This window comes from Streptomyces sp. NPDC045022 (assembly GCF_056432605.1).
The window spans coordinates 1-20,070 of record NZ_JBWKIR010000044.1; the positions used below are offsets into that span (position 1 = coordinate 1).

The window sequence follows — 20,070 nt, forward strand, 5'->3', positions numbered from 1 at the left end:
GCACGTTCACGAAGCTCAGCAGGGTATGGGGACGGACGTGCCATGACTCGATCCTCTCAGGGAATCGAGCCTCCATCAGACCCGGAGCGATTCACCACCTCGGTGTAGCGGTGTTCACGGGGATCGTCAGCGTTGTGGCGGTCGAGGATGAGTCGGCCGATCGCGGCGCGAGTTTCCGGCTCGGGCAGTTTGGACCAGGCGGCTGCCTCGCCCGCGAGCTCCTCGGACGTGATAACGGCGTACCCTTCGGGGCCGGTCGGCCAGTCCACGGCCGTGCCGAGCACGGCGGAAAGGGCGTCGAATCCGAAGCCCCACGCTTGGCGCAGCTCCTGATCCGCGCGCGCGAGGGAGGAGCCTGGGAGCAGGCGGAGGGCAGTGAAGGCCGCTGGCGTCCTGCCCAGGTCGGGACCGCCGGGGGGCGGGGCGGGTAGATCGACAAGAGTGATTTGCCGGCTTTGGGTCAGCCAGTGGTCGTGGCGCGCTCGCATCCAGGCGTTGTGGTCCAGTCCGAGGTGCGTGGCGGTTGCGGTCGGGTCGTCGTCGGGCTGGTTGATGGTGAAGACGCCGGTGTCGTGGACGTGGAGTTCCAGGCCGTGTAGTCCCCGGGCGCCGGCGACGGCTGTGATTCCGCTGTGCAAGATCAGTTCGGCGAGGGCGACCAGGTCGGCCACGGCCAGGAGGTCGGCGGCGCGGTCTCCTTCGGGTGGAGTGGCCAGTGCCTCCTGCAAGAGCAATGTCAGCGCGGACGTGGCCATCGTGTCGTCTCGGGTGCGGTGCTGCGCCTCATCGACCCAGTTGTCGGCCCAAGGTGCGGCCAGATTGAACAGGAGCTCATGGTGGCGGCGGGTCCGGGCGCACCAGGCGGCGTTGAGGTGGCGAGCCAGTTCGATGGTGAGGGCGGGCTCGAAGGGGCGGATCTCCGCAGCGAGCAGTGCCTCGAGCGCGTGGAGGACCTGCTCGGCCGGGCGCATAGCCTCCCGCCCGCGCCACTGGCCGGCGGGGACCTGGGCTTCGCGAACGGCCGCGGCTGCGGAGCGCAGGGCGCGGACTCGAACGTGGCGGCCCTCCGGCACGGAGTACGCACACGCCTGGGCGGGCCAGTGGTTCTCGAAGGCGTTGAAGAGCAGGACCGGGTGGGCCTGGCTCCATGCCTCGATGAAGGTTCGGACATCGGTGCCTTTGCCGGCGTCATGTCGTTCACGGATCCGAGCGACGCAGTGGTGGAGGGCATGGCCGAGAGCGCGGTGTCCTTCCTGTCCGTCACCCATGAACGCCCCGAGGAGGTCAGGCTCAAGGACGAGCCGGACGGCAGCGCTGGCCGGGTCGACCGCAACAAGCAGGCGCAGGCCGTCGACGGGAGCCTGGGCATCGGCTGCGTCGTCGGGCTGCTGTGCCGCGTCTGGCAGTGCCGAGGTCAGATGCAGGGTGATCGGGGTCTGGTCGGGGAGAGTGAAGTGTCGGGCGATCTCCGGGTGAGCGGTGATAGTGGTGCGGACCGCGTCGGGCAGGGCCGAAAGGTCCAGCGGTGCCTCGATGGGCGGGTCCAGGGGGACAACCACGGCGAGTGGCGGGTGGGTGCTGACGGCAACAGCGGCGCGAGGTGTTGCGTAGTGGTGCAAGTCCGCATGCAGCCCCTCGGCTCCCTCGGGAAGATCGGCGATCTTGCCGGCTGTCCACTGCGCGGAAGGGGGCAGGCCGGCATCCGTCAGAACTTTGTCGATGGGGGCCCAGGCGGCAGCCCGGTCCCAGGACAGGTCCCGGCCGCTCCAGGGGACGACGGCTACCTTGGGTGCGTGTTCGGCCGGCAGGAGGAGTGTCCCTTTGCGTCGCCAGCTGCTCCACGCGTCGAGCAGATGCAGGTAGGCGATCGCGTCCACGCCCGGGTGCTGGGTCATTTCCAGCACGAACAGGGCCAGTGTGGCGGGATCCGCATTGGCGTCGGTTGCCATCTCGGCGAGCTCTTCGACGTGCACTATGAGGGTGTCCGTGACCACTTCACGCACGAGGAACCGCGGGCCCGCGTACACCACCAGTCGGCCCTGCTGTGGTTCCGTCTGCTCCAGCAGGGCTTTTCGGGCGACCTCCACCCGCGGACCGAGTTCCCCGTCGAGAAGCGCGCTGACGACCGCGATCTCCAGGCGAAGCTGGGGAGCGCTGATCCGGGCCACCGCGTCAGGGCGGGGCACGCTGTCCAGCCGCAACACGTCGGCGACCCGGATGACGGCCAGGTCCTGAAGGCGCTGGGCCGCCTCCTGGCTGCCTTCCAGGCGCTGCAGGAGCTGCTCAGCAGCCGCCACGACGGCTTGGAGCGCTTCGCTGGCCGGGACGGGGATCCTCCGGCCGTGGGCTCGTACGGCCAGCACTGGGCCGAGCAGCTGCCGCGTCGGGTCGTACTTCAGCTTCAGCTTCCCGATGTCCGCCGTCAGCCAGGCCAGGGCCCGGCCCGCTCGCTCCGGCTGCTCGCAGGCAGCAACGATGTCGTCAAGGCAGTCGCGCTCTGCTGCCATGACAGCATCCACGCAGGCCTGGGTGAGCCAGCACGAGATCGTCTCGTCGTCCTCGTCTTCTTCCGGCGCCGGCCAGGCATGCGCGGACTCCCTGATGCGGCGGTCGGTGTAGCGCATGGCAAGCTCGATGACGTCACCTATGCCGAATCCGACGGAACCAACGAGGTGGTCGTCGACAGCACGTGCGGTCAGCTGCAGGCTGCGCAGGACCAGCAGCGGGTGATCCAGGTCCCCCGGGTGCAGCAGCATCCCGGCGAAGCACACGCCAGCTCGTACGTCGTTCGGTACGCCCTCGGTGAGAACGGCACGGCCTGGGGCAGCGCGTACCACGGCGTCGACGAGTACCGGCAGGACGTCGGCCGTGGCCACTGCACCGGAGCGGCGCCCGCCGCGCACGACGCGGGTCCACACCAACAGCAGATGGTCATGGAAGCAGGAGCAGGTTGGCGCCGTCAACGCCGCTTCCAGCAACGGCAGCAGCGACTCGGTCGAGTAAGGCGCCAGTGCCTTGTCAATGGTCTTCCACTGCACACGCCGCTGCTGCGCGGACGTGGGCGGCGACGTGCCCGTCATCGCGGTGCTCCCGAGGGATAGATCCTGACGGGTGCCAGAGTGACAGCAAGAGCACCATCACTGCTTCTGAGTTGACAATCACGCGCTTACCGGTCAGCTACAGCGGCACTCCAGGGCGACCGCCCTGTCCTCGGGCGTACCAGAAGCAGCCACGCCATGGCGCCGGCGGCGATTGGCAGTGGTGGGCGCGTCTGCGGCAACCGCATTGGGGGCCACTGTCAGTCGAGGCCGCCGGTCTCTTCGATGTGTCTGACGAAGGCCGCCACGATCCGGGGGCGTGTGGCATCGGGGACGAGTGTGTCATCGAGGTCTTCCTCGATTCCCCATTCCGTGTTGAACATGACGGGGACATCGGCTGGTACCACGTTGTTCCTAAGCCACAGGGCAAACCGTGCTGCCAAGTGGGCGTTGCAGTCCAGGACGGACACGCCTTCCGGGACTAGACTGGCCAGCCCTTCCAGGTCCTCGTCATCGAGAGTGATTCCGAAGCTCATCGATGCTCCGCGGATGGGTCCGCCGCTGTCATCGACACGGATGAATTCGTCCGGGTTCCGCTCTCGTAGCCGTGCTGCCAGTCCGTCGAAGGTCAGGCCCCAACTCTGCCCGTGGGGTGGGGTGAACACGAACATGGTGCGGAGTTCTGCGATCTGTTCCGGTTCCATTGTGGTGCTTCCTGTGCGTGCCGGCGACGGTGGTCAGGGGACGTAGCGGGCGTGACCCTTGACGCCCCATGCGGCCATCATGATGCGCCAGTACTGGGCGGCTTCCTGGTTGTTGGTGACCGTCTCGACGCCGCGCATCTCCTTGTTGCGCGGGTCGTTGAGTGCGGCGGCGTACTTTCGCAGCTCCGCGCGGTCTTTGTCGTAGAGGAAGTCCTTGTTGCCGTTCTCGTGGTTCTGGCGGAGGTCTTCCAGCGAGCGGTAGCACCGCTGGTTCGGCTTGTTGACGTACTTTGCCTCGATGGCCATCCCGTCGACGTTGCGGAATCCGTCTACCATCAGCGTGTTTGACTTGCCGTGCCCTGCCGGGATGGGGACCTCGAACTCGGGGAAGCCCGCCACCCGCTTCTGGTAGGCGACCTCGGCCGGCTTGCCTCCGGAGATGTCGCCCTTGTTCAGAGAGTCGAGCCAGGTCTGGAAGTTCTGCCCCTGGCTGGGCGTGAGCTGTGGGAACCGCGGGTCGGGAGGAATCGCCGGAGGGATCGGCTGAATGTGCGGAGTGTTGGAGGGCAGGGGGCGGTAAGCGGCTGGGACGAGTGTCGGGACGCGGATCAGGGGGCCGAGGAGCGGCGGGAGGTTGGGAAAGAGGCCGCCGTTGTCCGGCTGCGGCATCTTGACTCGGGACTGGGAGCTGTCCAGTGCGTGAGGGATGTTGCCGAGCGAGGTGATGCGCGTGTCGCTGGCTATGAGGTCGTGCAGGCCGCCGTCGTGGCCGTCGCCTCCGAAGCGTGGCTGTTGCCAGGGCCACAGGAAGTCACCGTCGAGTTCGCTGTTCTCCATGGGAAGGCATTGTTTGGCGGTTTCGACGTGGTCGGCGTAGGCGTCGCAGGCGTTGGCGAGCATTGTGCAGGCCGTGGGGAGGTTCGCCAGGAGAGTGTCGTGGTCGCCCACTTCGCTGGGTGGTGGTGTCTTGCCGACGAACTTCTCGAAGAAGCTCTCGACCGCGTCAGCGGTATGGCCCGCCTGATCGAGGGTGGCTGTCTTCCATGCGTCGCGGGAGTCCCAGTAGGTGTCGTGGAGGATCTTGGCCGCGCTGCGCCAGGTTGTGGCGACGGCCCGCAGCTTGTCCGGCTGGCCGAGGAATCGCTCGTTGAAGAGGTACTGATCGATGCCGCTGGTCTCGCCGACGACGTTCGGCAGGTCCTCGGCGTTGTGGCTGGCGCGCGGGCTGCAATCGGGGCCGGCCGGCTGAGAGCCGATCCCGGGCGTGAACGGGCTCTGCTCCAACAGCTTGGCTGCGACTTTGTCGTCACGCTTGAGGAGTTCCTCGGAGGCGCTGAGCAGGGCGCCCGCGCCGTTGGCCATCACCTGGTGGGCGAACCCGGACTGGTCGAAGACCGACTTGACGGCTGCGGTGTACACCTTGGCAAAGGCTCTGCCAGCCGCACCGTCGCCCGCCATACCGCCATGGGCACTCAGTTCCGTGAACAGCAGGCCCACCATGTCGTAGACCAGATCACGCAGCCCCACCATCGACCATGACGCGTTGACGAAGTTCTCCGTCTGATGCCGCAGATCCACCAATGCCCCGTCCCCTTGCCGACGCCGGTGATCACCGTACACGGCCGTAAAAGGCAAGCTTGGGCGAAGGGATGACGATGAGCCACCAGCGCCGACATGTCCTTCAAACCACGACGCGAAACCCACCGACGTGGGCCAGGCCGTCCTCGCCGCGTACCTCGCCGACCGGTCCGTCCGCGGGAAGCATTCCAGCAAAGCCACCAGCGCGGTCGGACGGCCCATGGAAAGCGGGCCCGCCGAGGACGACCGACGTCCTCCGGCCACGCCCGGGTCCAGGTGTGGCCGGAGGTGGCCCAGGCACGTGGACGCCCGCCTACGATTGCTGCCGATAGCCAGCCGTCTGCGACTTACCGGGGGCACGACATGGCACAGCTTCTCCGTCAGCAACAACTTGACGTGTTCGTGGGCTACCACGCCTTCGGTCTGCAGGAATCCGACGACGCTGTACTGGAGTTGCTGTTCCCGGACGAGTTCGACTTCGGCGCGTTCCTCAGCACCCACCCCGGTCGCCTCGACATCACCAGTGCCGGTCATACCCACACTGCATTGTTGACGGTCGAGGTGTGGGACGGCCCTGCGCGGCGCAGGAGGCGGCTGCCTGGGAGGAGCAGGCGGAGGCGGACTTCGAGTCGGTGAGCGGTCAGGTGGCTGTGTGGTCGATGAGCCTCGGTCGGTCCGAGGACCTGATCACCTTGAGCAACACTGCCGGATCATGGCGCGTGCGCGTCTGTTCCACCGGCCGTGCCGCCGTCGAGGCTCTCGGCGAGAGTGAGGAGAGCATCAAGGGCGTGGAGCGGTACCTGGTGCAGTTCTGGCCTACCCGGCCGTAGCCCGCCGATGCGGCGGGAGCAGCCGGGGTGCTCCCGCCTTGAGTGGTCAGCCGCTGATCTCGACGATGAAGGCGTCGTCTTGGCCATCGAGGATGCGGTTCTTGGAGTAGAAGCTTTTCAGGATGAGACCCCCGGCCTGGTTGTCTTCCTTGGCGATGGGCTTGACGGAGAAGTTGAACTTGCGGACTTCCGGATCGTAGTCGTGCTCGGCTGCTCCTTCGTAGGTGCTTGCGAAGGGGTATTCGTCGCAGTCCCGGGTGTTGCCGTGGGAGTAGCCGGCGCCCCAGTAGCGTCTGCACTGCTTCTTTGCCGCGTTGCGGTTGTCGTCGTTCCGCTTGGCGTTCACGGTGCGGTGCAGAGGGTCCTCCACGTTCTGGCCCGGGACTTTCTTCGCCGACACGTACGGCTTGGTGTCTTCGGGGTGCGTGAAGGCCGTTTTGATGTGCTGGGCTTCGGCGCGTCCTTCGGCACCGGCCCTCGCGCTGAGGACCATCGCCGTGATGTAGCTGAAGGTCGCCGCACCCTTCGTCGCGGGGTTACGGCCACCGGTTGAGTTCGGCAGGTAAGAAGCGGCGTCCCACCGCGGTGCGAGCATGAACAGGGTGCCTTGCGTGGCCCCACTGAGCTTCCACGGGGCCGGAGGCTTGAAGCTGACCAGGGGTTCGTAGACCGCGGCAAGCAGATCGGATCGTCCACTGCCCTGACCGGGCTTGGCGTTCACCGTCTCGTGGAACGTGCGCAAAGCTTCCAGCTGAGCCCAGGTCTTGGTGCCGGGCGCGTTCCCGCCACGGGTGAATCGGGCACCGGACGGCCAGGTCTTCGGGACCGTTCCCTTGGTGGTGATCGGCATTGACAACGCGCCTGTTTCACCGGTCGTCTCGAAGTCGGTGAAGTAGTACTGGAAGTCGATGGTGCGGCTGTCTCGTGCGATCGTGCCGACCACCCGCACGTTGAACATGCTCGCACCGGCGGGACGGCCGTTCATCAGCCACTCCTGCATGGCTTCGATCACTTCTTGCGACAGCGTTTGTTGACGAGTTCTGACGTCGTCGCCCGGCCGAGGACTCTGCGGTTCGTCACGAGTTTTGAAGGCAGCTGCCCGATGTAGCGGAGTCGTGTCGGCGGCTCGCAACAGGGCTGCCACAAGGTTTCAAGATCGCTTGACCTAGCCCCAGAGGGAAGGGCGACAGTGTCTCCGTAGATCACATAAGCGAGCGGTGTGCGCTCGCCAGCCGGGCAGGACGAAGAGGGGGAGTTCGAGTGACGGCCGTCATTCTCGATATCGGTGGCGTGTTGGAGATCACGCCGGAAACGGGGTGGGTGCAGCGGTGGGAGGAGCGGCTGGAGCTGCCGCTCGGCACTGTGCATGAGCGGATGCGCGACGTGTGGCAAGCCGGGAGCGTCGGGAGTATCAGTGAACGAGAGGTCCACGAGCAGGTGGCAGCACGCTTGGGGCTCGACGCGCTCCAGGTTGAAGCCTTCATGGCTGGTCTCTGGGCGGAGTACTTGGGAACGCCTAACGAGGAGCTCATCGCTTATGTGCGTGGGCTGCGAGGAAGCTGCAGCCTGGGCATTCTGAGCAACAGCTTCGTCGGCGCCCGGGAGCGGGAGACGGCGCTGTATCACTTCGACGAACTGGTCGAGCAAATCGTGTACTCGCACGAGATCGGCGTCGAGAAGCCGGACCCGCGTGCCTTCGAGGCCGTATGCGCCAGCCTGGAGGTGCGGCCGGAGAGCTGTCTGTTCATCGACGATTTCGCAGTCAATGTTGAGGCTGCTCAGGCAGCGGGCATGCAGGCGCATTTGTTCGAGGACAACGCACGGACGATTACGCGCATCGCAGCCCATCTGGACGCTGGTCCCCGGGTTGTAGGGCCTGTCCCGCTCGGATGATGTCGGCCTGGCCGGCCTTCAGCGGTTGCCGGCCAGGCGGTAAAGCGGTTGATCAGCACGCTTCTGCGTGTTCGACACGGGCTCGGGTGCTGGCCAGGCGGTAGGAGTCGGTTCCGGTCTCGATAATGGTGCCGTTGAAGGTGAGCCGGTCGACGATGGCGGCGCAGAGACGGGGGTCGGTGAAGGTCTTCGTCCAGCCTCCGAACGACTCGTTTGAGGCGATGGCGACGCTGTTCTTCTCCTCCCGCTCGGTCAGAACCTGGAACAGCAGCTCGGCGCCGTGCCGGTCCAGTTCCATGTAGCCGAGCTCGTCGATGTACAAAAGGTCGACGCGACCGTAGCGGGCGATGGTCTTGTTCAGCTGCTTCTCGTCGGCGGCTTCGACCAGCTCGTTCACCAGCTTGGTAGCGAGCGTGTAGCGGACGCGGTAGCCCTTCATGGCGGCCTCGGTCCCCGAAGCGATGAGCATGTGGGACTTGCCGGTGCCGGAGTCGCCGATCAGGCAGAGCGGCTGGCTCTTCTTGATCCACTCGCAGCTGGCGAGGGTGTTGACGGTGGCCGCGTCGATGTTGGGGTTGGCGTCGTAGTCAAAGGTCCGCAGTGACTTCTCCCTCGGGAACCCGGCTGCCTTGATCCGCCGTTCCGAGCGTCGGCGGGCCCGGTCGTCGCACTCCGCCATCAGCAGCTCGGCGAGGAACCCGCGGTAGGTCATCTGGTCCTTGGCGGCCCGGTCGGCGATGTCGGCGAACTCGTTGCGAATTGACGGCAGCCGCAGCAGACGGCAGGCGGTGTCGATGGCGGTGGTGGCGGCTTGCTCGGTCAGCCCTCGTTGGCGGGGCAGGGTCACTGTGCTTCTCCCTCTCGGTGGTCACCGCCGCTGGCGCGACGTCGGAGCAACTGGTCGTAGGGCGTCACCGAGGGCAGTGGCCTGGTGTCCGGCGGCAGGTGGTTCAGCTTCCACTCGTGCAGGAACGTCACGGTCGCCGACGGCTGCCCGGTGGCCAGCGCAGACGAGGTGGCTGGAGCGGGTTCGTCCTCCGTCTGGGCGGCTTTGCGGGCCTCCAGGGCGACCGCGTCCGCGGTCAAGGCCCCGGCCCGCAACGCTGTCGCCAGACCGGCGACCAGGTGCTCGTGCGGGATGTGCCGGGCCATCAGGAGCACCTCGATCAAGGCGCGGGTGCCCTCGGTGTCGCCGTGTGCCTTGACCGCTGCGGCCCACCAGGCGTCATGGATAGGGGTGAACTTGCCGGCGGAGCGGGCCTGCTCAAGTGCGGTCGCGCCGGGGAAGGCGCCTGGCTTGCGGATCAGGGCTTCGAGGTAGTGGTCCAGTTCCAGGCGGCAACTGCCCTTGGCGATCAGCCGCTCGTGGCGGGCCACTTCCACATTCTTGTCGTAAACCACCAGGTGAGAGGCATGCAGCATCACCCTGACTCGCTTGCCGATCAACCTCACTGGCACCGAGTAGCGGTTGGTGCGGACCGCGATCTGGCTGTAGCGGTCGACGCGAGGCGTGAACACCCGTCCGGTCTCGAACGGCTCCTCGGGCAGCGGCATCAGCAGCGGCCGCTCGACCTCGAAGTACTCGTCGATCGTTCGCGACCGGGACCCGATCCGGCGCTGGCCGTCGTGGTGGTCCCACTGCTCGACCAGCTCGTTCAGCTCCGACAACGAGGCGACCTCGGGAACCGGGGTGAAGTGGTTGCGCCGGAAATAGCCGATCTGTCCCTCGACCCCGCCCTTCTCGTGAGCGCCGTCGATGCCGGGCCGACAGTAGAAGCTCTCGATCCCGAAGTGCGACTTGAAGGCGATCCACCGGTCGGTCTCCACCCTCGCTCGGCTCAGCCCCAGCACGCGGGTGACGGCGGCCTTCAAGTTGTCGTAGCGGACCTTGCTCCGTGGCACGCCGCCCAGCGTCCGCAGCGCGTGCACGTGCCCTTCGAAGAAGGCTTCCTGGCCGCAGGAGGCGAAGACGCTTCTCTGTACTAACGGAACCCTGCGTCGGGAGGGATCCCCCAGACGTCGATGCGCTCGGCAGTGATGAGATGCTGCCGCAATGACTGATGCGTGGGATGAGTGGTTGGCCACCTTGCCCAAGGAGGGGCAGGACGCGGCAGTTGTGCTACGGAATCAGTTTCAGGAGCTGGGGGCTGAGGATCCGGAGGGCTGGGCCCGCTCGGAGATCAGCGAGAACATCCCGCAGCTGGCGCGCTTCCTCATTCTGCGAGCAATCCGCCGGGAGGCGGTCGACTCATGGGAGCGTTCAGGAGCGTTGGCTAGCGTTCCAGCAGTTCAACGGCTTCTGGTCGCTGGTGCTGACCAGAGTGACCTGCTTGAACTGGTCCGGGTGACTGTTCACGAAACGGCCTTTGCTGTGCTCGGGTGCCTCGACGAGGGCCGGGATCCCGAAGCCCCGGAGGAAAGCCCCACCTGGAGCCTGGTGGAGGTCGGCGGAGCCCACACGGGGCTGGGCCGCAGGATCGACGGACTCCATGAGGATCTCCAGCCATAGATCCAATCGGCCCTGAATGAGGCAGGATGGCTGAATGCCTGTCGATGAACCATGGGAGCAATTGCGATCTCGACTGCAGATCGGCGAATGCCTGACCGGTACCGTCGTGCGCGTTCCCAAGCCCGGCGCCATCGGGATCTTCGTTGATCTAGGGCTTTGCGTAGGCGGCTTCGTCGATGTTCTCCTTCTGCCGCGCGACCCGGCCCGATGGCCGGCCGAGGGGACTGTGGCCGACTTCGAGATCTGGTGGATGGATCAGCGGGCACAGATTCGGCTCAAGCCGGTCGAGTCGGCATACCTGGTAGAGGACTTCGATTGCTGGGCCGCCCAGCAGAACAGCGTCGCAGCTGAGCAGTGGAGACAAAGGGCGGGCGAGAGACACGGAGATGCGTAGTTACCCGAGCACATCTTCTCGGGCTTCGCCGCGGTCAGCTTGGGCTCGTAGCCGTTCGGCCTGCTGTTTCTTGGCGGCGATGTGCCGCAGGCTCTCCTGCAGTCCGGCGACTTCGCCGAGCCACTGCATCCGCTGGGCTTCCCCGAGGCGCTTGCGAGTGTTGGTCTCGATCTCCAACAGCCGAGGTTCCTGGGCCAGGTCCAGGCGGAGCATGGGGCATCTGACGCAAGCGTTCTCATGCTGGCAGGGGGTCCCGTAGGGGCGGTCGCAGGTGCCGAGGGCGACTTTGCGGAGACTGAAGTGGTCACGGAATTCCTGCCACTCGGTGTCGCTCGGTTCGCGGTACTCATCGCTGGGACGGTGGGTCCGACGCTGGTCGATGAACTGCCGGTAGTGGCGGATAACCTCCTCGGGATAGACCGCGACGTACGCCTGTGTCGTGTTGAGATCGAGGTGGCCGAGTACCTTCGCGGCGATGTGGATCGGCAGGCCGCCGTTGACGGTCTCCGTGGAGAAGATCCTGCGGAAGTCGTGAGGCGTAAACCTCAGCGGTGTCCCGTCGACATCTACGATGCCGGCCCGCAGTGCGAGATCGGTGAGGAACTCGCGGATGCGGTTGGCGGAGATGACCTGCAGCCGATGCTGGGAGGGGCACTGGAACAGGTGCGGCAGCGGCGGGCCGAAGACCCGCTCGTAGCCGTCGTACCGGTTCAGCAGCGGGACTCGCCCGTCGGAGCCCTTGATGCGGCGGATAATCCTGGCGAGCACCGCGACCAAGTCCGGGTCGGCGGGGATGACGCGCTCGCGGTCCGTCTTGGACGGGCTGACCTGCAGCAGCGGCACCGTCTCGCCGGTCGGCGCCTGGTACTGGCGCAGGCTCAAGTGGGTGAGCTCCAGCAGTTCCTCGATCCGGGCACCGGTGCGTCGCAGGACTTCGATGCTGACCCATGTCCAGAAGGCGTTGTTCTCCTCGCATTCGGCGTCGAACCGTGGGCCGGGCTCGTCGGCCGGGGTGATGAACCGCGCGGTGAGCCGCCAGTTGCTGCTTTCCCGGCCGGTGCGTCGATACCGACGGTCCTCGATGGTGAACTCCTCGCCTGGCTTCGCGGTTCGGGCCGCCTCCATGAGGAGCGTTGCGTGGTGCAGCCGGGTCTCGGCGGCGCGGACGAGCTGTGGGAGCACGGGGACCAGGGTGCGGGTGCGTTGCTGCATCCGCGCTTGCCGGTGCCGGGTCTCCTTGATGTAGCCGCGGATGTCGGCTTCGCTGATCGGGCAGGGTGCGGCCCATTGGGCCCAGCGGGCCGGGTCTTCCATCGACCACTGGAGCAGGTCCAGGTAGAAGGAGCGGACGGCCAGGAACACGCTGTGGGAGGTGCGGCGGGGACGTCCGTTGGGCAGAACACGGACGCGTTGCTTCCATGCGTGGGCCACCGTGTCGGGCAGGTTCAGCGAGGAGATCTCGGGATGGTGGCGTTCCAGGTCGCCCCAGAACAGGTCGGCCAGCATCTGGGCCTGGTTGACCAGGGAGCCGTAGTCCAGGACGGCGGACCGTTCCGCGATGTAGTGGACGAGCACGTCACGGACCGCGTGGTTGGCGATCGGGTGGCGATCGACCAGCTCGGCTGGGGTGAGCTGGCCGCGGGCCTGGGCCTGTCGCAATGTCGGCGGAGAGTCCTTGAGGCCGCCGACGGCGTGCAGGATCTCGTAGGCGAATGGCAGGGACGCCACGGTGCGGCCGGTCGCCCGGCGGGCCTGAGCGTAGTCGGTGAGATCTCCGAGGGCGAAGTCGAGCAGGTCCTTGCCGGTGACGATGCTCATGCGCGTGAGCACGTTCAGGGCCTCGGTCGCGTGCTCGTCGCAGCCCTCGCGGCCGCCAGCGCGCTGCTGGAGCTCGGCGAACACGGCTGTCTGGTTATGGCGCCGGTAGGCGTCGTAGACGCCCAGCAGCCGACTGCCGAATAGCCACCTGTAGGAGGGCCGGACCGCCTGAAGGACGATCAGGATGCCCAGGCCTGTAGTGAACCGCGAGCGCGTGCCGACGCTCAGATTCTGCGGCCCCCAGGCCGAGCCCCGGTCGTCGGAATCGCTCAGCAGCCAGCGGTCCTGCCAGGTGTCGGCGGGGAATCCCTCCAGCCAGTCGAACACTCGGGTCAGCGAGAGCTGCTGGCGCCACACATTGCGGTCGGTCGGCTCACTGAGCAGGCTCTCGGCCAGTCGTGCGAGCTCCTCCCGCGGCGTACTCGCCCGTTCGTTGGCGGCGGCAGATGGTCTCGGCCCAGGTAGCCGGGCGTCGGCGAGCAGGGCGGGGTCGCGGGGGCTGACCGTAGTGCGCGCGGTGCGGCCGTGCCGGGCGGCCATCAGCTGTTCCCGAACACGTCGGCGAGGTCGTCCGGGTCGTAGGTCCAGCCGGTCAGCGGCTGCCGTACCGGTTTGGGACGCGTATAGTGCTCGTGGACCTTGGCGATTACTTCGTCGATCCTCGGCCGCAGATAGGTGCTGGTCGTGGTGATGCGCCGGTGGCGCATCACCTGCTGGGCGTCGACCAGGGTGATGCCCGGGTCCTCGATCAAGCGCAGACACAGAGTGTGCCGCCGGTCGTGCAGCGTGATGTTCGCCCCGATCCGTGCGTTGATCCTGTTCAGCACCGCCCGCAGCGCTGTGTAGGTCAGTGGACGTGTCGGCCCGCGCAGGGTCCACCACACCGGCTCGTCCGGGGCGGGCCGGTGTCCGTCCTGGGCCAGTTCGCCGAGGTAGAGCGCCAGCCAGGCGAAGGCTTCCGGGGAGGCCGGGCACGCCTCTTTGGCGCCGCCCAGGCCCTTGGTCTGCACGTAGATCCGCCCCTCGCCCGGGTGGACGTCGCTGATCGTCATGCCCAGCATCTCGGCGGCCCGCGCGCCACTGGACAGGAACATGGAGAACAGTGCACGGTTCCGGTGGCAGTCCAGCGAGTTGAACAGGTCCTCGACGACATCGTCGGGGACCGTGCGGGGCTCGCGGTCGACCTGCTTCTGCCGGTAGGCGCCCCGGCGGTGCAGCCGGAAGGGCTCCAGCGGGTTGTGATGCGCTTCGAGCCGGCGCCCATCACGTGACTGTGGCGGCACCGGCGAGACCAGCGGGCCCTGCCCAGTCTGCAGGTGATGGTCGTAGAACGCCGCCAGCACCGACACCGCGTGGTTGATCGTCGCCGGGGCATAGCCCGACTTCAGGTACGGCTTGCCGGTGCGCGCGTTCAGCGACCCTGGTGCCGGCGCGTCCGGGCGCCGCCGGTCCCGCGCCGGGTTGTGGCACGTCCGCAGCCACATGACGAAGTCGCGCACGTCCACCCGCTTCGCACGGCGCCACTCAACGTCCACTGCGGCCAGGAACCGGAACCAGCGCAGGAGGTCAAAGGCGTAGGAGCGGCAGGAGGCCGGGGTGTTGCCGCAGGCCAGCAGTTCCCGAAGGAAATCGCTGACCGGTACGATCGGCCGCCCCGCACCATCGAGCACCACCCAAGGAAGCGTCGCGGTGGTGGTCGCCTCCACACTGCCAGCCCGCGCCACCACCAGGCGGGACACATCGAGCTCGGGCATTGCTGCATGGTGATCCATCGCATCTCCGTCTCATCGGGCACATTCCGAACGGAGACTCCTCGCCCCTCACGACACCAACACGCAGGACACGCCGGTAGTGCGGTCAACGGGTCGGTGGACGGCCTTGCCCGAGTACGACAGACGGAAGGAGAACAGGTAGCAGGTGACCAGTTCGCCGGCGAGGCGCACGCTCACGTCGCCGAAGTCGACCTCGGCCTCCATGCCGGGCTGGTGGGTCTGCGGGACGAATGCCTCGATGGGTGCCTTGCCCGACTCCACCAGGATCCGAGGCTTCCGGTCCGCGACGTAACGTCGGACCATCTGGTAAGACACGTCGGCGCCGTGCTCCTCGATCAGGCGGTGGAAGAGCCGCGTGACCGTGTGCCGCTGCTTGCGCGGCGCATCCAGGTCCGCCCGCAGGATCTCGTCGATCACCGCCTTGTACGGATCCAGCGCGGTCGGGCGCGGTGGCAGCTTCTTCCGAGGCTCCGGCCAGACCGAGTCCACGGCCCTGCGGACCGTCCGCCACGACACGTTGTACTTGCGCTCGATCTCCCGCATCGTCATGCCGCCGCGGTGGTCGCGCCGGATCGCGGCGTACAGCTCGACCTTCGACATCTGCGGCATGACCAGGGCCTTTCGCCAGGAACACCCCGATGCTCCCGTGGCAAGGACCCCAGTGCCGTCAAAACTCGTGAACATCACCCGACCGTGGATCTGGGTGCCTCCCAAACCCGTGAACAACTGACGACGCAACTCGTGAACAAAGCCAGGGGAGCGTCGTGGGCGAGTTCCGACAGCAGCACGCGGCGTCGTACTCCCGCGGCCGCCGACATCACGTGTCGCGACAGCGGTGACCACGGCCGCGTCGTAACGACCAGGTCGGTACGACAGCGCGGGGCCCGGATAGCGGGGCGGAGTCGAGCGGACGGTGCCATGGATCGAGAAACCGCCAGCCAGTTGGCCAATGGGCAGTAGTCCGACGTGTGACAGCTCCTGGTGGCAGGAACCCGGTCTGACGTAGACGCTGCCGGAGCCGATGCCGAGTATCCCGAACCCACGCCAGAGGGCTGGTCCGGGTGGGAACCAGCCCTAACGCATGTCTGTTTGCTACCGGGCTCAACAGGACGGTGGACGTCGTCGACCGCTTGATCGTGGCAAGAACGCGGCCACCCTGCTACGTCGCGACAGCTCCTCGCTGCGATCCGCCTAGCGGTTCCTCCAAAACTCCCGCTCTTCCAGAAGGCTGAATCTTGCCTGTCCGGTACTCATGTCCACCAAAATCGGCCAGCAGTCCAGGAGCTGGACACTAGAGTCACGAGTCTCTAGAAAGCGGACGGAATTATAAGGGGCAATGAGAAACCTCTCCTTCACCCGAACTTGCGCCCAGTCGATCGCCAAATCTGGCTCGTCGGCGTCCCGACTAGCTTGCAGGAAGGAGTCCGCGATTTCGCGAGCCTCTTTCTCTGAAATCATCAGTTTGTCCTCATGAACTTGTAGGAGTCCCAGCCTGCAGCGTGACTGGCACTGCCGATTTGACCGTCAAGGAAGGTAACGCGCCCACGGATATTAATCACGTTGAAAACGTGACCACCTTGCGAGTCCATACCGTGAACGATCCCTCTGGCACCGTTTCCAGCTTTCTGCATATCGGCTACGATATTCGAAAAGCTCCTATTCCGAAACTTGCGACCATTCAGGTTTTCGATCACATTAACGTCGCCGCGCTTGATCCTAGGTAGGGCGTTAGAGCGAGTACCATCGGCGAGCATAAGATCCAGGGAGACCACGCATGCTCGACAATTAGTTGTCCCGCCCTGCGGGTTTATTAGACCTTTGAGGCCTGTTTGAGGAGTGTAGTATGTGCCGCCAAGGATGGTACTGCGCCCCGGGCTCCAAGCGCCTGCACCCTCGGCCACCAGGCCTTCGCTTGCGGCACCGCCTCTGGCACCTATGGCAGCAAGAAGGTTGTTGTAGACGTCAGACGTACCCTGCTGGTAAGTGGAGCTAGCCGGATCGGCTCCCTGCGATGCGGCCCATTCATCGTAGGAATCGGCTACTTCGCAATCCTCCGCTCCGAACCAGCAGAGCGGGTATCCGGCTTTCATGCCCCACTCGCCGACCTGCGCAATTGCATGCCCCCAACCAAGGGCTACTTGGGCGACGCTTTCGTCACCGGGGCCACTAACTGCATGACTCGTGGTATTGCCTGAATTACTGGTATGCGAGGTGCCCGTCGCATTGTAGTGAATCTTGCCGCAACTGCCGTAGTGGCAGCTTCCTGCGCTGGGATTACCCGGGTCGATCGGGCCGTCCGTGATGGTTTCACCGGCCTTGTCATCATCGAAAATCACGCGACCCTTGGGTACCCCCACTCCGCATGCGTCAGCGAAGCACAAACCGGTGGGGTCCGACTGGGTGATTGGTGAGTTTCCGGCGTAGCTGTACCCGTTCAGGGACTGGTGTTGGTCTGTCGCGAGGATCGGGTCGACGCTGATGAACTGGGCCGTGATGGGGTCGTATTCGCGAGCGTCGACGTGGGCCAGGCCGGTTGAGTCGTCGGCGGGTTTGCCGAGCAGGTTGCTCGATGCCGTCGAGGGAGTGGTCGAACAGCATCAGCACGTCGTGGTCCTGGAAGAGGTCATCGGAGCAGGCATCCCAGTCGAAATCCCGGCGGTCTTCGGGCAGGGCCGCCACGGCTTCGGACACGAGCCGCGGCCGGTTGCGTGTCAGGTCCTGGGCGCGGGCGATACCGAGGTGCAGGGCCATCTCCTCGGCGGTGCTGCGCGGTTCGACGTCGACGGTGGACGAACAGTCGCTGGCCAGATCGTCGAAGGCCCGCGCCATCTGCCGTCTCCACTGGCCGTTTTGGTGCCACGTCAACCGCGGGAGTGAGCCGAAGAGCCCGCTGGCTTCCCGCTCGAGTGGCCGGTCGCCCAGCGTGGGCAGCTCCTGCCACGCCTGGTCCGACAGCTCTTGAAGGGCCAGGTTCAGAACTGCTCGCGTGCGCGGGGTGAGCACCTCGGCCTCTTCTTCGTCTTCCTCGTCCCAGTCGTCGCTCCAGGGGTCGGCTCCGCCGTAGCGGGCGCGGGAGCGCAGGTGCTCGCGCACACGGTGCGCGGCCTCCTCGGGGGCGGCGAGTGACGTGTCGATGATCAGCAGCTCGTCGGAGAACGGTTCGGCGCTCAGCAGGACGCCCGCCTCCGTGAGGAGAGCCGCCTCCGTGTCACCGGAGACTCGAGGGAGGACCACAGCGAACTGGTTGTCAGTCAGCCGGTCGATGACGCTGGACGTCAGCCCGGCGACGACCCAGGGATCGGCCCAGGGCGCGGCGATGTGGAGTTCGTCGACCACGAGGACGCTGCCCGGCAGATCAACGAACTCTTCGAACTCCGGGCGGAATTGCCCCGTGGAGTCGAGGAGCTGCTCCGACACCACGGCAGGGAAGGTCTGCTCGTCGGCCATGCGCTGGCGAAGGTTGTGGGCCTTCCAGTACAGGCCACGGGTGGCGCGCAGACTGCCCACCGTCTCGTCGTCCGCGAGGAGAGAAATCTGCCAGGTCTGGACGCCCTCGGCGGCGGGATCGATCAGGCGGTGGACATGCCGGAAATCCACCGTCAGAGTGCTGGGATCGGCCTTCGCCTGGGGCCTGGTCGCCTGATCGGTCATCGACTCCCTCTCGTCGTGCAGCCGCCCGTACGGGCGCACCGAATCCCAGGCTAGCCAGCACGAAGCCGACCCGGTGCGTCATCAGTACAGACACCGGCCCAGCGTCCTCACCGACTCCGTCGGCCGGGTTCACGGGGTGTAGGAGCCCAGGAGCACCCCGGCGAACGCCCCGGCGAGAAGAAACGGACCGAACGGGATCCTGGTCTCCCGGCCTGCCCGGCCCGCGAGCATGAGGGCGATGCCGTACAGCGCGCCGAGCAGGTACCCGACGAAGGTCCCGACCAGGACGATGGCCCAGCCGTACCAGCCCAGGACAGCGCCCAGGACGAGGGCGAGTTTCACATCGCCGAACCCGAAGCCCTTGCTGATGAGAAAGAGCGCAAAGTAGCAGGCCCCCAGAATGAGGGCGCCGAGCAGCGCAGACGTCCAGCTTCCACCGGCACCGGACAGCAACGCGGCAACACCCAGCAGCACGAGTGCTGCCGCGGCAAGTGGCAGGGTGAGCACGTCGGGCAGCCGATGCGACGCGAAGTCGACGACGGCGAGCAGCACCCCGACGGGGACCAGCAGCAGCCAGACCAGCAGCTCGGGGCGAGCCCCGGTGGCGGCCGACAGAACAGCGCAGGCCACGGCTGAGACGGCGGCGACGATGGGAGCGCTGGGACCGTAAGAGTCGCCGTCGGCGCACCGGGCCCGCCCCAGCCAACCGCCCGCGATCCCGGCAAGGGGATGTCCGGCAGGGCACGCTGCCCGCCACGGCTCATCGGGCGGCACGGAGAGCCGGTACGCGGCGCGCGGTATGAGCAAGCCCACTCCTGCACCCCACAGGACGGCCATCGCGGTGATCCAGAACGTTTCCACCGGACGGAGCCTAAGCTCCGCTTCGTGTGCGCGTGAGGCTGCCCGGCCTCGCTTGGGGCGCAGGGAGCCCGATACGTAAATGCCGGGCACCGTGCCGAGTCCAGGCCCCACAATCGGCGCAGCACACGAACCACCAGGAAGGCGCCGCACGATGGACGAACTGCGTTTCGACGCGCCCGTCGGGACCATGGCCATCGGCCACCGGGACAACATCCTGATGCTCCTCAAGGAGCTCGGGGCACACAGCCTGCGCCTGCAACTGGAGGTGAAAACCCCGGCGGCCGTCGAGGCCGGTCGCGTGCTCATCCTGGACACCGTCTTGTGGGCGCCGTTCGGCAACGGACAGCGGGGCATGCTCGGCACCGCCACAGCCACCGTTGCGTTCCGGCCCCGACTCCGTCGAGCGCCCGGAGCTGCGCTACATGCTCACCAGCGCCCAGGTGCGGGCCCTGGACGAACACCGCTCTGGCGACCTGCGCCTGGAGATCGAGGTCCGCACCACCCTGTCCCAGGCGACCTCGTACCCGGGTGCCTCGGCGACGCTGTACATCTCAGTCGCCGAGAGCCGCTGGCGCCAACAGATGGAGGGCCTCGGTCCGTCCCTCGCCGTCGAGATGTCCGTGCCCTTCCCCGCGGACGACGAAGGGCGCCAGGAAGCCGTCGGCTACCTGCGGGAGGCCCAGCGCCGACTGCGGGACGACGACATCGACGGCGCCATGCTCGAAGCACGTCGCACGCTGGAGTACATCAAGGTCAACAGCGGCTGGTCCTGGCCCGGCAGCAAACCGGCCCGCGAACGCACCCCGGACGAACGCTGGGCCTGGATCCGGGCCGCGCTCGAGGACCAGGCGAGCGGCGCGCTCCACAAGGACGCCGTCACCAAGACGTTCACGTACAGCCGCACCGAGGCGGAGACGATGATCGCGATGTCGGCCGCGCTGCTGCGCCTGCTTGGCTGACCCCGCCCACCCGGCCCCGGGCCCCTAGGAGAACGGTCTCCTGGGGCTCACGGTCGTCAGCGG

Annotated in this window: 17 protein-coding genes and 1 pseudogene; 5 read left to right on the forward strand and 13 right to left on the reverse strand. The window is 66.7% G+C overall.

Annotated elements, in window-relative coordinates; translation table 11 throughout:
* Positions 1-56: 56 nt before the first annotated feature.
* The 3 genes from AC07C1_RS38415 to AC07C1_RS38425 all read right to left on the reverse strand — a co-directional run bounded on the left by AC07C1_RS38415 (position 57) and on the right by AC07C1_RS38425 (position 5,854).
* On the reverse strand, positions 57-3,080 hold the full coding sequence (locus AC07C1_RS38415; RefSeq protein WP_478946774.1) for a hypothetical protein: 3,024 nt from the start codon (positions 3,078-3,080) through the stop codon (positions 57-59).
* A 218-nt stretch (positions 3,081-3,298) separates the two neighbouring features.
* Positions 3,299-3,742, reverse strand: coding sequence for a hypothetical protein (locus tag AC07C1_RS38420; RefSeq protein ID WP_402070781.1), 444 nt, complete (start codon positions 3,740-3,742; stop codon positions 3,299-3,301).
* 33 nt (positions 3,743-3,775) lie between these two features.
* A complete protein-coding gene (locus AC07C1_RS38425) occupies positions 3,776-5,854 on the reverse strand; it encodes a restriction endonuclease fold toxin-2 domain-containing protein (protein WP_478946775.1) in 2,079 nt (692 codons plus the stop codon).
* Between the two features lie 29 nt (positions 5,855-5,883).
* On the opposite strand from AC07C1_RS38425, the gene AC07C1_RS38430 reads away from it, so the two are divergent.
* On the forward strand, positions 5,884-6,150 hold the full coding sequence (locus AC07C1_RS38430) for a hypothetical protein (RefSeq protein WP_478946776.1): 267 nt from the start codon (positions 5,884-5,886) through the stop codon (positions 6,148-6,150).
* Between the two features lie 46 nt (positions 6,151-6,196).
* On the opposite strand, the gene AC07C1_RS38435 is transcribed toward AC07C1_RS38430, so the two are convergent.
* Positions 6,197-7,150: a NucA/NucB deoxyribonuclease domain-containing protein gene (locus AC07C1_RS38435; protein ID WP_478946777.1), complete on the reverse strand. Its 954-nt coding sequence runs from the start codon at positions 7,148-7,150 to the stop codon at positions 6,197-6,199.
* Between the two features lie 260 nt (positions 7,151-7,410).
* Here AC07C1_RS38435 and AC07C1_RS38440 point away from each other — a divergent pair, with 260 nt between their 5' ends.
* Positions 7,411-8,043 carry an HAD family hydrolase gene (locus AC07C1_RS38440; RefSeq protein WP_478946778.1) on the forward strand — a complete coding sequence of 211 codons (633 nt, stop codon included), beginning with the start codon at positions 7,411-7,413 and terminating at the stop codon, positions 8,041-8,043.
* Positions 8,044-8,095: 52 nt separating this feature from the next.
* On the opposite strand, the gene istB is transcribed toward AC07C1_RS38440, so the two are convergent.
* Together istB and AC07C1_RS38450 are read right to left on the reverse strand one after the other, a co-directional pair.
* Positions 8,096-8,890: an IS21-like element helper ATPase IstB gene (istB, locus tag AC07C1_RS38445; RefSeq protein ID WP_478946779.1), complete on the reverse strand. Its 795-nt coding sequence runs from the start codon at positions 8,888-8,890 to the stop codon at positions 8,096-8,098.
* A complete protein-coding gene (locus tag AC07C1_RS38450) occupies positions 8,887-9,945 on the reverse strand; it encodes a Mu transposase domain-containing protein (RefSeq protein ID WP_478946780.1) in 1,059 nt (352 codons plus the stop codon). Before AC07C1_RS38450 ends, istB begins: the two co-directional genes overlap by 4 nt.
* Before the next feature lie 151 nt (positions 9,946-10,096).
* Between AC07C1_RS38450 and AC07C1_RS38455 the strand changes: the two genes are divergently transcribed.
* Together AC07C1_RS38455 and AC07C1_RS38460 are read left to right on the forward strand one after the other, a co-directional pair.
* Positions 10,097-10,552 carry a hypothetical protein gene (locus tag AC07C1_RS38455; RefSeq protein ID WP_478946781.1) on the forward strand — a complete coding sequence of 152 codons (456 nt, stop codon included), beginning with the start codon at positions 10,097-10,099 and terminating at the stop codon, positions 10,550-10,552.
* Positions 10,553-10,586: 34 nt separating this feature from the next.
* On the forward strand, positions 10,587-10,946 hold the full coding sequence (locus AC07C1_RS38460; RefSeq protein WP_478946782.1) for a hypothetical protein: 360 nt from the start codon (positions 10,587-10,589) through the stop codon (positions 10,944-10,946).
* Here the strand turns inward: AC07C1_RS38460 and AC07C1_RS38465 are convergent, their stop codons facing one another.
* The 7 genes and pseudogenes from AC07C1_RS38465 to AC07C1_RS38495 form a co-directional block, all read right to left on the reverse strand.
* The gene (locus AC07C1_RS38465; RefSeq protein WP_478946783.1) at positions 10,947-13,304 is read right to left on the reverse strand and encodes a tyrosine-type recombinase/integrase; all 2,358 of its coding nucleotides are present in this window, start codon (positions 13,302-13,304) and stop codon (positions 10,947-10,949) included.
* On the reverse strand, positions 13,304-14,518 hold the full coding sequence (locus tag AC07C1_RS38470; RefSeq protein WP_478946784.1) for a tyrosine-type recombinase/integrase: 1,215 nt from the start codon (positions 14,516-14,518) through the stop codon (positions 13,304-13,306). The genes AC07C1_RS38465 and AC07C1_RS38470 overlap by 1 nt, the downstream gene beginning before the upstream one ends.
* A gap of 66 nt (positions 14,519-14,584) precedes the next feature.
* A complete protein-coding gene (locus AC07C1_RS38475; RefSeq protein ID WP_478946785.1) occupies positions 14,585-15,145 on the reverse strand; it encodes a hypothetical protein in 561 nt (186 codons plus the stop codon).
* A gap of 582 nt (positions 15,146-15,727) precedes the next feature.
* A complete protein-coding gene (locus tag AC07C1_RS38480; RefSeq protein WP_478946786.1) occupies positions 15,728-15,994 on the reverse strand; it encodes a YrhB domain-containing protein in 267 nt (88 codons plus the stop codon).
* Positions 15,994-16,872: a toxin glutamine deamidase domain-containing protein gene (locus AC07C1_RS38485; RefSeq protein ID WP_478946787.1), complete on the reverse strand. Its 879-nt coding sequence runs from the start codon at positions 16,870-16,872 to the stop codon at positions 15,994-15,996. The genes AC07C1_RS38480 and AC07C1_RS38485 overlap by 1 nt, the downstream gene beginning before the upstream one ends.
* A gap of 102 nt (positions 16,873-16,974) precedes the next feature.
* Positions 16,975-17,097: pseudogene (locus AC07C1_RS38490) on the reverse strand (RHS repeat-associated core domain-containing protein); the annotation flags it as partial.
* A gap of 1,219 nt (positions 17,098-18,316) precedes the next feature.
* A complete protein-coding gene (locus tag AC07C1_RS38495) occupies positions 18,317-19,024 on the reverse strand; it encodes a prepilin peptidase (RefSeq protein ID WP_478946810.1) in 708 nt (235 codons plus the stop codon).
* Positions 19,025-19,425: 401 nt separating this feature from the next.
* Here AC07C1_RS38495 and AC07C1_RS38500 point away from each other — a divergent pair, with 401 nt between their 5' ends.
* Entirely contained in the window at positions 19,426-20,007 is a 582-nt protein-coding gene (locus AC07C1_RS38500; RefSeq protein WP_478946788.1) for a hypothetical protein, read from the forward strand.
* The last annotated feature ends 63 nt before the right edge of the window (positions 20,008-20,070 follow it).